Source organism: Bordetella pertussis 18323, from assembly GCF_000306945.1.
In the GTDB taxonomy this organism is placed as follows: Bacteria; Pseudomonadota; Gammaproteobacteria; order Burkholderiales; family Burkholderiaceae_B; genus Bordetella; species Bordetella pertussis.
Map to the genome: position 1 here is coordinate 3,177,246 of NC_018518.1, position 13,832 is coordinate 3,191,077.

At 71.0% G+C, this 13,832-nt stretch carries 3 protein-coding genes; 2 read left to right on the forward strand and 1 reads right to left on the reverse strand.

The features are described 5' to 3' along the window. Nucleotides 1-114 precede the first annotated feature (114 nt). Nucleotides 115-9,900, forward strand: a complete 9,786-nt coding sequence (locus BN118_RS14945) for a C80 family cysteine peptidase (protein ID WP_409334282.1) — start codon at nt 115-117, stop codon at nt 9,898-9,900. On the opposite strand, the gene BN118_RS14950 is transcribed toward BN118_RS14945, so the two are convergent. Then, on the reverse strand, nt 9,880-10,830 hold the full coding sequence (locus tag BN118_RS14950; protein ID WP_005013747.1) for an IS481-like element IS481 family transposase: 951 nt from the start codon (nt 10,828-10,830) through the stop codon (nt 9,880-9,882). The two genes, BN118_RS14945 and BN118_RS14950, sit on opposite strands and share 21 nt — an antisense overlap. Before the next feature lie 17 nt (nt 10,831-10,847). Here BN118_RS14950 and BN118_RS14955 point away from each other — a divergent pair, with 17 nt between their 5' ends. Next, nucleotides 10,848-13,817: a C80 family cysteine peptidase gene (locus BN118_RS14955; protein ID WP_227914964.1), complete on the forward strand. Its 2,970-nt coding sequence runs from the start codon at nt 10,848-10,850 to the stop codon at nt 13,815-13,817. Nucleotides 13,818-13,832: the final 15 nt, after the last annotated feature.

Genomic DNA, 13,832 nt, shown 5'->3' on the forward strand with positions numbered 1-13,832 from the left:
GAGGAAGCAAGTGCCGCCATTTTACGCCCACCTTCCTACTGAGCCCACGACACTCGCTGCGGACATGCCCCGGCCGTCAGGGCAGGATCCTATGCACCGCCAGCATGGATTCCTATGTTCGCCAGCCGCCCCGGACCACTATCGTATGCGGAGCTTCTGTATTCGCCTTCCGGCTGTATGAACAAGCATTGCTTCAAACTGGTCCATTCCCCAGCCCTCGGCATGCTGGTCCCCGTCCACGAACACCGTACCGGCCGCCCGCTGCGCGGCGCGCGGCGGGCAATGGCCGTGACGCTGGCCGTGCTCGCGCCGGCCGGCGCGGCGGCGGCGGGCGGCATCGCCCCGCAAGGCGCAACGCAGGTTGCCCCGGCCCGCAATGGCGTACCGGTGATCCAGATCGCCGCTCCGGATGCGACGGGCATTTCGCATAATCGCTACACCGAATTCAACGTACGGCAGCCGGGCGTGGTCTTGAACAACAGCACGGCCGAAGGCGTCTCCGCCCTCGCCGGCCGGATCAGCGGCAATCCCGGCCTGCGCGGGCCCGCGCGCGCCATCCTCAACGAGGTGACCGGCGTCTCGCCCACCACGCTCGAGGGCGCCCTGGAGGTATTCGGCCCGGCCGCCGACGTGCTCGTCGCCAACCCCAATGGCCTGACCGCCAATGGTCTGAGCACCATCAATATCCGGGGCCTGACCCTGTCGACCGGACGCCCGGGCGCCGGCGGCGTGCTGGACGTCGCGCGCGGCAGGCTGGAAATCGGCCCGCACGGCGTCAATACCGCCGGCCTGTCCTATTTCGACCTGGTCGCCCGCACCGTGGCGCTGCACGGGCCGGTCGGCGCCGGCGACGGCCAGCCGCCCGCCGACATCAATGTCGTGGCCGGCGCCAACCGCTACGACTACGGACGCCGGACCCGTCTGCAGCCGACCGGGCGGCCCGCCGCGGCGCCGGACGCCAGCGCCGGCCACGCCATCGACGGATCGGCCGCGGGCGCCATGTACGGACGACACATCACGCTGGTTTCCAGCGACGCCGGCCTGGGCGCGCGCCACCGCGGCCTGGTTTCGGCGGCCGGCCATATCGCCATCGACGCGGCGGGCGGCGTTTCGGTGCAGGCGCTGGCGGCGCACGCCGCCTCGGACGGCACGGCCGGTTCCGCCACGATTCGTGCCGGCGGCGACGCGCTGATCGGCAGCGTAATCGCGTTCGGCGGCGATATCGAGGTGCGCGCCGCCGCGGGCCGGATCGCGACGCACGGCGCGCTGAACGCGCCGCGTGGCCGCGTGCGGCTGCAGGCCGGCGACGCGCTGGCCGTGCACGGCCCGGTGCAGGCCGCCCGCGTTGCGCTGGCGACACGGGGCGATGCATCGATCGCCGCCGACCTGCACGCCACGCGCGATGGCGTCAGCCTGGCGGCGCGCAACGCCACGCTGGCGCATGCCCGCGTCATCGCCACGCCGCCCGCGGCGCAGGCGCGACCCTCCACACCCGCCATCGATATCGCCCTGAGCGGCACCCTGACCCTGCGCGGTACGCTCCACGACGCCGACGGCGACGGCCGGCGCATCGAGGGCACGAGCGTCGCGCTGGCCAATGGCATGCCCGTCATCGTCGACACGCGGCAGCCGCAGCGCGCCGTCCCGAACGCCTTGCTGGCCTCGGACGCCGGGCTGTACGCGGCCAGCCAACCCATATCGATCCGGGCCGCCGGGCTGCGCAACGAGGGCGGCGCCATAGACAGCACCGGCACGGGGCAAGGCCATATCGGCCTGCGTATCGGTGGCCCAGCGGTCAACCTGGGCTACATCGCCACACACGGCACACTGGAAGCGACGGTCGACGGCACGCTGGAAAACCGGATGCTGCTGAGCGCAGCCGCGCTGCGCGTGGCCACGCATGATCTGTCCAACCACGCAGCGATGACGGCCAGCGGTCCGGACACCGGAACGCCCGCGCTCGACCTCTCGGTCCAACACCGGGTGGAAAACGCCGGCTCGCTGCTGGCCGCGCGTGGCGCGCTGCGCCTGCGCGGCGGCGCCGAGCTGTCGATCGTCAACCAGCCGGCCGGCTTCATGCTCGCCCACGGCCAGGACATCGCCGCCGCCCGCCTCGCCAATGCCGGCACGCTGTCGAGCACCGCGGCCGGCACGCTGACGCTGGCGGGCGACCTGGAAAACAGCGGCGTGCTGCAAAGTGCCCATGCCCTGCGCGTGCAGGCGCGGCGCATCGCCTCGCGCGGCCGTCTCGCCACCGCGACCGACGGCGCCGGCCTGACGCTGGCCGCCGACGAAAACCTGACCCTGGCGGGCCGCACCTCCAGCGCCGGCGCGCTGCTGGCCCGGGCCGGCGCTGCGCTTGTCAATGAAGGCATCGTCACCGCCCGGCAGGACTTGAGCTGGCGCGCCCGCGACATCGTCAACGACGCGGCCGGCAACGTCGTGGCGCGATCGGTCGACATGCGCGCCGGCCAAGGATTCGACCACCGCGGCGCGATCGGCAGCGTGACGGACCTGGTTCTGAAGGCGGCGCGCATCGACAGCGCCGGCGTGCTGCGGGCCAATCAGGACATCGACATGCATGCCGACGACGCCATGCGGCTGAAGGCCGGCGCCCGCACGCTGGCCGGCCGCGACCTTGCCCTGGCCGCCGACCAGCTGGAGCAATCCGGCATGGCGCAGGCGGGACGCACCCTTACGGCCACCGCCGGCGCGCTCGAGAACGACGGTTTGCTCGACGCGGCCGACGCGAAGCTGCGAACCACGCGCGCCTTCGTCAACCGCGGCCAGATCCAGGCGGATATGCTGCAGGCGCAAGGGCCACAAATCCGCAATGCCGGCGTGTTGCGCACCGGCGCGCTGCTGGCGCTGCAGGCCGCCGGCCGGCTCGAGAATACCGGCGGCATGGCGGCCAGCGGTTCGCTGTCCATCGCGGCGGCCGGGCCCTTCGCCAATTCCGGAACGATGGGCGCGAACGGCGACGCCTCGTTCGCGCTGAGCAGCTTTGCGAACACCGGCAGCATCAGCGTCGGCGGCGACCTGGCGCTTCGCCTGCCGGACGTCGAGCTGACGCTCGATGCCGATCACCGCCTGCCCGTGTCGCAGGGAACGACGCTGCTGCAGGTCGCCAGCCTGGACAACCGCGCGCGCAGCGAGACACCGGGCCGGCTGTCCGTCCAGGCGCGCGGCGCGATCCGCAACCAGGATACGCTGGCCGCCGGCCAGGGCCTGTGGCTGGAATCCGCCGCGAACGACATCGAGAACGGCGCCGGCGCGCTGCTGTGGTCCGGCGCGGACCTGCGGCTGCGGGGCACCCGGATCATCAACCGCGAGGCGGCCATCATCGAAAGCGCCGCCGGCATGGTGCTTGACGCCCGCGCCGAGATCGACAACGGCCTGGGCATCATCCGCGCCGGCGGCGACCTGTGGGCCGATGCCCCGCTGCTGCGCAACTCGGGACGCCTTGGCGGCCGTATCGTCCCGGCAGGCGACGCGGCAATAGGCGGGGGCACTTACGACCACTACCATTCGGCGGCCGTCGTCTGGCACGAACTGTTCACCGCCGGCGCGGCGGGCATACGCGTGCCACGCTACGACGGCAAGGACGTGCGGGTCGCTCAATCCGTGGTGCAGGCCGGCGGCAATCTCCACCTCAACCAGGGCGAGCAGAAAGGCAGACAGGCCCGGGTCTCCAACCAGGGGCGCATCGAGGCAGCCGGCATGGCGCTGGTCGACGGCAACGTCGACAACGCATCGCTGCACCTGAGCCTGTCCGTGGACGAGTACCTGCGCCGGCCGCTGGCCGCCCCCATCGTGCTGCGGGCTACCGACAGCCGTGCGCAGCACGTCATCCCGGCGTTCTGGAAATTCCATACGCTGTACGAATTCCTGGACTTCCTGCTGTCGAACAACGAGCCCAGATACATCTGGGGCTACTACCGCACCTGGCCGGAATGGGCATTCCAGACGTTGCGCAATCTCGACCTGGGCTATGCCGGCGCGCCCGACCCGACGGCGCCGCCGGTGCCCCGCCCGCCCGTACTCGACCCGCAGGCCAAGGCGAGCACCACCCCGGCCGCCCAGGCGCTCGTCGCGCAATACCACAAGGACCTGGCCGAATACGCCACGGCGCTCGAGGCCGCGCAGCGAGCCGAGGCGATACGAACCGCGCGGCAGCGCGTGGACGGGGCGCTGCGAGCCCGCTACGGCGAGAAGCTGGCGCAGCTGGAGACCCGCACCCCCGAGGTGGATGCGGCGGTCGCCGCACTGGCGCAGACGATTTTCGACGCACGCGCCAAGCCCGCCGCCGAGGTCGAGAAACTGATCGCCGCCGCCCTTTGCTCCCCCCGGGCGCAGGCCTGCGCCGCCGGCACCGCGCGTATCGCGCAACTGCTCGACCAGGCCTCCCTGCCGCCCAGGCGGCCTGCCGTGGCGCTGTTCGCCCAGGCCATGGCGGCGGTGCTCGGGCCGGACTGGCACGGCCCGGTCGGGCACGCCACCCTGATGGCGCGCTACGCCGACTTCAAGCGCCGCGTCGCCACCCAGGGACGCGCAGCCGGCGGCGAACTGGCCTTCTATCCGGCGCAACAGACCGTGCTGGCCGGCGGGGCCGGCCTGGTACTGTCGGGCGGGCGCGTCACCAATGGCGAGAACGTCGCCGGCCTGCTGGCCCGGAACATGACGGTGCACATCGGCGAACAACGGATCGAGACGCCGCGCGGCTCCATCGACGCGATCCGCCATCCCGACGCCGGGCCTGCGGTGACAGTCAAGGACAGCATCCACGCCCTGCTGGAAAACCGGCGCCTGTTCGCGCGCACCGCGCCGGCGCGCGCCGCCGCCGGGCCAGGCGGGCCCGACGTGCCGGCCACGCCGCCCGGCCTGCCCCAACCCCTGTACGAAACGCGCCTGAGCTATCTCGACCAAAGCCACTATTACGGCTCCCAGTATTTCTTCGACCTGATCCGCTACCGGCCGGACCGACCACTGCGGACCATCGGCGACAATTATTTCGAGACCCGGCTGATCCGCGAACAGATCGCGCGCGCCATGGGCGGCCACGAATACCGCAACGCCGTGCGCGGCCTGGCGCTGGTGCAGTCGCTGATGGATGCGGCGCCGCTGGCGGCCGCCGAGCTGGGGCTGCGCGTGGGCCAGGCGCCGACCGCCGAACAGTTGGCGCGCGCCACCCGCGACTTCGTGTGGTACGTACGGGAAACGGTCGACGGCCAGGAGGTGCTTGTGCCGCGGGTATACCTGACTCGCGCGACGCGGACGGCCGCGAGCGCCACGCGCGAGGCCGGCGGCGCGCTCATGGCGTCGGCGGGCACGGTGCTCGCCGACACCGGCGGCGCGGCGATCGAATCCGGCAATGCGGCATTCCTCGGCAAGGACGTCATCCTGGATGCTGCGGGCGGCGCTGTCCGCCTGATCAACGACAAAGGTATCGCCGGCGGCGCGCGGGCGCTGGGCACGCTGGCCATACGTGGCGGCGACATCGCGATACAGGGCGGCCTGCTGGACGCCGCGCAGGCCTACCTCACGGGCGAGCGGGTCAGCCTGGCCGCCAGCGCGCGCTACGATGCGCACGGCCGGCTGGTATCGCGCCACGACGCGCGCCTGAACGGCCGCGCCGATGCCGCGGGCCTGTTGTACATTGCCGCCAAACGGCTGGACAGCGCCGGCGCGACGCTGTCGGGCGACCATGTCCGCCTGGAGGCGGACAAGGTCCGGCTGGGCGGCCTGTATGACGTCGACAGCAGCTACTCGCAAACCAGCAGGTACGGCCTGGGCAAGGCTTGGTGGCTTCTGTCCTCGCAGACGGAAACCGCCACGGCCAGCCACGCGCGCTTCCAGGGCACGACGCTGGAGGGCGCGATATTGAGCGGGCGCGCCACGGACATGGATATCGAGGGCAGCAGCGCCCGCTTCCAGCAGACCGACCTGCAGGTCGCGCACGATTTCAAGGCTCGCGCCGCCGCCGATTACGCGTACGCCGAGCGCGCAAAGCGGGTCGATCAACTGTTCCTCAGATTGTCCGCCGGCGCCGGCGGCTACGAGGCCGGCATCGACCTGAGCGCGCAAGGCGGCCTGCAAGCGCACGCCGGGCGGGGCCAGACCGCCGGCGCCCATGCCTCGGCCGGGTTCGAATCGACGCGCGAATACGAAAGGTCGCGCATGACCCACTATCGCAATGCCGATCTCAATTTCGGCGCGGGCTTGCTGGCGGTGGGCAACACGGCCGATCTGGGCGGCGCCGACATCAACCGCGACCGCTACGGCCAGGGCGCGAGCACGGCGTCGGATGCCATCCCCGGCGATTTGCTGCGCATCCGCGCCGCGCGCGTGGCCGCCACCAAGTATCTCGACGTCACCGACAGTCTCACGGCCAGCAGTTACCTGCGCGCCAGCATCGATGGCGCGCTGACCTCGAGCGTGGCGACCGCCGCCACCCGCCTGGGCGATACGCTGGCCGAGGCCCGGCAGGAAAACAGCCAGGTGCACGCCGGCCAGATGGCCCTGCAAATGGCGGGCGAAGCGACACAGCTCGCGACCGCCGACACCGCGGCGCTCAGCATCAGCGCAACCTTCGCGGCGGGTTACGCCGACTCGCACAGGAATACGCAGACCGAGAACACGAACTACTTCGGCGGCAACCTCGACATCCGGGCCACCGAACAGGACATCGACCTGGCCGGAACGAAGTTCAGCGGCGCCGACTGGCTGGCGCTGTCGGCCCGGCGCGACATCAACGTCCGCGCTGCCGCCAGCCGCTACCAGGAATCGGGCGAACAGCACGACCTCCAACTGCACCAGACCATCAACGCCGGCGCGAACGCCATGCAGGCCGCGGCAGGCGTCGGCGTAACCGCGGGCCTGAGCGGCTCGCACATGGTCCGCCACGGTGCCGGACAGACTTACGAAGGCTCGGCGCTGCGCGCCACGCAGCTGCACCTACAGGCGCGCGACCTCAATCTCGACGCGTCGATGGCCCAGGCGACCCGCATGGACCTGCATGTGGCGCGCGACCTGAATGCCATCTCGCGGCAGGACGAGCAGCGATTCGCGCAGACCGGCGGCAACTGGGAGGTCTCGCTGGGCGCGGCGATCCAGAACCGGACGCTCGTGGCGCCGGTCGGTACGATCGGGGCGGGCGTGCGGCACGAGCACGACTACCAGGCCTTGACGCAAAACGGCCAGGCGGGCCTGCTGGCCTCCCAGGGCTTGCGCGCGACGGTGGGGCGAGACGCCCGGCTGCGCGGCGCTATCATCGCCGATGCGTCCAACCAGGGCGGCATGGACATCGCCGGCCGGATTCACGCCGAGGCCCTGCATGACTATCGCGACAAGGATGGATTCGAGACCGGCGCGAGCGTCGGCATATCGTCGACCACGCTCAACCCCACCCTCTCATTGACGCTGGGCCGCCCGGCCGTCGAACAATACCGGGCCGTGCGGCAGGCCACCATCGCCATGGGCGCCGCGCCGGGCGCGCCACGCTATACCGCGCGGGGCGGCGTGTCGGGCCGGTTGAATACCGACTCCGGCCAGGCCGTCGTCGTGCAGCGCGCCGAGCGCTGGGCATCTGCGCGCACCGAGTTCTCGTTCGACCAGCCATCGCGCCGCGACAAGGCCGACAGCGGCTCCCCTGGCGCGCGACCTGCCCACCCGGGCGCTGCAAAAGCGCCCGCGCTGCCGCTCGCGCGCCCATTGACAAGCGTCCTGGCAGGCCCATCGTCGACAAGCCCGACGGCCAACCCGGCGGCGGCGCCCGGCATCGCCGCGCAACCGGCCCCCGCTTCGCCAGGCCGCGACGCCCCCAAGCCGGACCCCTACGCCAACCGGGTCATCGTCCAGCTGGCGCAGGACGACGTCGCCACCCAGGCCGCGCAGGCGCTGTTTCACAAGCATGCGGAGCAATCCGACTGGTACCGGCAGGCGGACGACGGCAGCCTGCACCCCGTGCATCCGTTGCGCGCGGCCGCGGCCGGCCCTACCAAGATCCAGCTCGTCGGCCACGGCTCGGCGGACCGGCAAGCCTTGAGCGGGCACGACGGCCATGCCGTCGCCGGCATCGTCCAGCAACTGCGGGAGCGCCTGCCGCCCGCTGCGGCGCTGGCAAAGGTGGCGCTGGTGGGCTGCGACACGGACTGCGCCAGCGGCGCCAGCCTGCGCGGCGATGTCGCGCAACGCCTGGCGGCCGACGGGGCGCAACCGGCGCCTGCCGTAAGCGGCTACATCGGCCGCCTCGAGGTTGACGCCGCGGGCCGCAAGCACGCCGTGGCGCAGGGCGGCCTGGGCGACGTGGATCCCGAGGCGCGCGCGCAAGGCACGCAGCCCGTGCCACGGGTGTTTTCCCACGGCCCCGTCAACATCGCGCAAAGCGGGCAGGCCCGGCAATTGGTCATCGATGGCCACGGCAGCTGGGTGCGGCCCGACCGCGCCGTCGCGCCCAGCTACAGCGGCACGGTGCGCCTGCCCGCCGGCACACGCATGCATTTCTACTCGGACGACGGACAGATGGTCAGCGCGATTCCATTGCGCAATATCCCCGACAATCCGGAGCGGGCCTGGCGCGCGCAGCCGTTCAGCGAGCGGATTTCCTCCGAGCGCATACGGCGCGTGGCCAACGCGGCCAAGGTGCCGTTCGACGTCGCGCGCCAGGAGTTCGAAACCTCGACCCAGGTACGGGAAATCGCCGCGCCGGGCACCGCGGTCAAGAACTACCTGCTCACGCCGATCGATCCGCAGCGCGATGCCGCCCTGGCGTTCCACCAGTCGCGCAGCCAGGCCGACGTGGATCTCGCGTCAGCGGCGCCCGGCAAGGGCGCATTGTTGTCGGACCTGCTGCTTGCCGTCGCGGCCTCCGGACATTCGTACCCCCTGATCCATTACACCTGCTGCCGGGGAGAGTTCCAGCGGCCCGGATCGGATACCCCGAGTCCGCAACTGCCGCCGCACGAATTGCTGATCCGATCCTGGCTGGCCAGCTCGGCGCCCGTGCACGCCCTGCCCCTGCCGCCCTCGTCGCGCGGGACACTGCCCGGCGCCGACCCCTACGCGCTGCGCAGCATCGTGCAGCTCGGCACGGACGCGGCGACGGCACGAGCGGCCGCGGCGCTGCATGGAAAGCACCCCGCCAACAGCAACTGGTATCTCCAGACCAGGGATGGCGGGCTCGAGCCCGTACGCCAGGCTGCCGGCCCGGCCGCCGGCCCGCACAAGGTCCAGTTCGTCGGCCACGGCGACGTCTACCATGGCGTGCCGCTATTGGGCGGCAACGCCGCGGCAACGCTGGCGGACCTGCTGAACCAGGTGGAACAGCACAGCCCGGCCGGCGCCCGGTTGGACAAAATCGCGCTGGTGGGCTGCGACACCGACTGCACAGGCCGCCCCAGCCTGCGCGAACCCTTCCGGCAGTCGCTAGCCGCCCGCCCCGACGCGCCCGCCCTGACCGTCACGGGCTACATCGGACGCATCGACGTCGACAGCGCGGGGCGCAAGCGCCGCGTCGCCACGGGCGGCCTTGGCGATCGGCCGCCCGCCGACGAGCCTGCCTCGCCGCGTCCGCCCGCGCAGCCCGCGGCGCCCGGCCCTGGCGCGGCCACGCCCTCCTCCGCCCCGTCCGCGCCCGTGGCGGCGCGGCTGTTCACGCATGGCCCCATCACACTGTCGCAAAGCGAAAACGCCCGCCAACTGCTCATCCAGGGCCACTCCGGCTGGACCCGTCCGCCGGCCGGAACGTCCGGCGCCGGCGAGATCCCGGCGGGCTGGCTGCGGCTGCCGTCCGGCACCCGCATGCACTTCTACAGCGTGGACAACCAGCAGACATCGGGCGTGCCGGTACAGGCGATTCCACGCAATCCCGAACTGGCCTGGCTAGGTGTGAACTGTCAATAGGTTGTATTCGTCCAGGTTGAGTCTGGAGATGGGTACAGCGCGCCCGATGCCTTGGTGGGGTCGATGCCAGTTGTAGTGGTGTAGCCAGGATTTCATGGCATCGGCTCGGTGTTGGGAGTTCTGGTAGGTGTGAGCGTAAGCCCACTCACGCAAGGCCGACTGGATGAAGCGTTCGGCCTTGCCATTGGTCTGTGGGCGGTAAGGTCGGGTAAAGCGGTGCTTGATGCCCAGCTCATGGCACAGCGCGGCGAAGGCGCGGCTGCGAAAGGCCGAGCCATTGTCGGTGAGCAAGCGCTGGATGGTCACGCCCAGGCGCTGGTAGTAGGCCACTGCGTCCTTGAGGAACTGGACGGCGCTGGGGAAGCGCTCGTCGGGGTGGATGTCGGTGAAGGCCACGCGGGCGTGGTCATCGATGGCCACGAAGACGAAGTCCCAGCCGGCCCCCTCAACGGTATCGCGTCGGTTGCCCGTGACCCGGTGGCCAGGGCGCTGGATACGTCCCAGCTTCTTGATGTCGATGTGCAGCAGATCGCCGGGGGCCTGATGCTCGTAGCGCACCACCGGCTCGGCCGGCTCCAGGTCGGCCAGGTGCGACAGACCGGCGCGGGCCAGGACGCGGCTGACGGTGCTGGCTGACACGCCCAGCGCCTGGGCGATGCGCGCTTGGGTCAGCCGCTTGCGGCGCAGCTCCACGATAGCCAGCGCCTTGGCCGGCGCAATCGCTCGGGGCGAGACCGTCGGGCGCGAGGACGCATCGGCCAAGCCCGCCTGGCCCTGAGCCAGGAAGCGGCCCAGCCATTTGCGCACAGTCGGCGCGGTGACCCCATAGGCACGGGCCGCTTCAGGCACACAAACTTGATGGGCGATCAATTGCTGGACCATTTCGAGTCGACGTAGGAAGGTCAATCGGGCATGCTTATGGGTGTTCATCCGGCCGGGCTCCTTGAGTGAACTGGGGGGGTGGCGATTTCCAGTTTCTCAAATCCGGTTCGGATGAACCATGCATACAACCTATTGAATCTTCACAGCTAGGCCGGCCGTTCGTCAGGGAATTCCCCGCCTCGGTCATCCGCCAATTCGCCCATGCGCGGCAGGCGCCGTTCGACGTGGCCCGCGCGGCGCTGGTCGAAAGCACGCGCGTGCAGGAAGTGGCCGCCGCCGGCGCGCTGGTCAAGAACTACAGGCTCGCCCCCGCGATCGACCCGCTGGTCACCGGCGTCGAGCAATTCCACGCGCAACGGCGCCAGGGCGACGTGGACATGGCCGTCGCGCGCGAGCGCGCCAGTTTGTCCGACGTACTGGCCGCCGTCGAGGCGTCCGGCCATCATTATCCGCTGCTGCATTTCACCTGCTGCCGCGGCGAGACCACCCCGCCCGGCGCGCCGCCCGATGCCGTCGCGCCTCCCTTGGCGCCGGTTTCGGCGCGCTATCTGCAGCAATGGCGCGAGCGCTCCGGCGTGGCGCAGCCGCGTCCGCCCACGCCCCTCGGCGCGGAGCCGCCCGTGCATGGGCCGGACCGCTATGGCCACCGGACCATCGTCCAGCTGGGCAGCGACGCACTGACCGAAACGGCCGCGCGCCGCCTGTTCCGCAAGCATGCCGGCAATGCCAGCTGGTACAGCCAGGACGCGAGCGGCCAGCTGACACAAGTGCGGGCCCCCGCCGCGCCCGCCACCGGCCCGCAGAAAATCCAGTTCGTCGGCCACGGCAGCATACTGGAAGGCATGCCGCTGCTGGGCGGCAACAATGCCGCGCAACTGGCGCGGATGCTGCCGGCCATCCGGCAGGGGCTGCCCGCCACGGCCCGGGTGGAGAAAATCACCCTGGTCGGCTGCAACACCGGCTGCGCGTCGCGCGCCAGCCTGCGCAACCTGCTGAACCATTACCTGATCACCACGGCCGGGCTGAGCGCGGAGGTCAAGGGCTACGCCGGCCGGGTCGACGTGGACGCTGCCGGCCACAAGCAGATCGTGGAACAGGGCGGCCTGGGCAATACGCCGCCGCCCGAAGCCGCGCCCGCGCCGCGTGTATTCCGGCACGGCAACGTCACCCTGTCGCAAAGCGGCGAAGCGCGGCAATTGACGATCGTCGGACACGGGTTCTGGCCCCGCCCCGGGCCCGCGGATCAGCCTGACGGCGCGTCCCCGCCCGGCTGGGTACGCCTGCCCGCGAACACGTCCATGTATTTCTACTCGAGGGAAAACCAGCTGGTCGGCGGCCTGCCCAGCCAGGCCGCGCTGCGCGCGCCCATGCTGGCCGCACAGGGCCAGGGCGCCGCGGAGCTGTTCTCGCGTGCCGTGATCCGCGGGTTCGCGCACCGGCATCAGCTGCCCTTCGACGTCGCCCGCCACACCCTCGTGGGCGCGACCCGCCCTCAGGATATCGGCGAACCCGGCGCGCTGATCAAGGACTACGTGGTCAGCCCCGCGCCCGAGACCGGACTCGGCGCCATCGAGGATTTCCATGCCGCCCGCCAGCAGCCGGACATGGATCTCGCACAGGCTGCGCCAGGCTCCGAAATCAGGCTGTCTGAAATATTGCAGGCCGTGGCCCAGTCCGGCGTCCGATACGACCTCATCCACTATGCATGCTGCCGCGCGGAAATCCCGGCTACCGATACGCCGACGCAGCAGGTCGCCACGCCGGTGCCGGCGCCGGACAAGCTGGTCATACAGCAGTGGCATTCCGGCGCCGGCGCGGCACGCCCGCCTTCGCCGCAAGCGCAGGCGCAGGCGCCATACGGGCCCGACCGCTACGCCCATCGCGTCATCGTGCAACTGGGCTCCGACACGGTCACCGAATCCGCCGCGCGCAGGCTGTTTCGCAAACACGCGGCGACCTCGCTCTGGTACGGCCAGACCCTGGAAGGCACCCTGATGTTGAAACAGGGAGGCGACACGCCGGCGGCCGGCCCGCTGAAGATCCAGTTCGTGGGCCACGGCGGCCCGCGCTACAGCATGCCGTTACTGGGCGGCAATACGCCCGCCGAACTGGCGCAGATGGCCAGCACGATCCAGCATGCCGGACCGCCCTCGCAGCTGGAAAAAGTAACGCTGGTCGGCTGCCAGACCGATTGCGTCGCGCGTCCCAGCCTGCGCAAGCTGTTCTCCACTGCCCTGGCCACGGAACACGGCCTGACGCCGGCGGTCACGGGCTACGCCGGCAGGGTCGACGTGGATGCGGCCGGCCGCAAGCGCATCGTGGAGCAAGGCGGATTGAACGAGCCGCGGGCGCAGGCGGGTGCATCGACGGCGGCGCCGAACCGGATCGTGCAGTCGGTGGCGCACGGCGTCGCGTTGTCGCAAAGCGGCCAGGCGCGCCAATTGGTGGTATTGGCGCATGGCGGCTGGAAGGACAAGACGACGTCGCGGTATCTCAGGCGCGTCCGGGGCGACGGCTATACCGAGCTGCCGGCGAACACGCGCATCGACTACTACACCGAAGACGGCATACCGACCAAGGGATTCGCGGTGTACCAGGAAGTCACCGCGCGCGCGAACGATACCTACACAGGACTGCAACCGACCCTGGCCATATCGCCGGCGGATCTCGAAGCACTGGCGCGCATGCACAATACGAGCCCGCAGGCGTTGACCGATGCCATGCTCGCCAGCGCCGTCGGCCGGCGCGAATCCATCATCGGGGCAGCCACGATGAAGGATTACGCCTTGTACTACCACGAGCAGTTCGCCCTGAACTTCCTGCGCCGGCACAACGCCGACGGCAGCAGCGCGGATGTGGACCTGGCCATCATCACCGAGCCGACGCACAAGCGCCATCTGTCGGATGTGCTGAAAGCGGCGGGAGAAAGCGGCGCGCACTACGACGTCGTGCATTTCGGCGCGTGCCGGGTGGGCCGCTGCCGCAACGCCGCGGCCGAGATGGGCGCGAGCGCCACCTCGCGCCTGCCGCCATGACGGGATCGTGGCGCC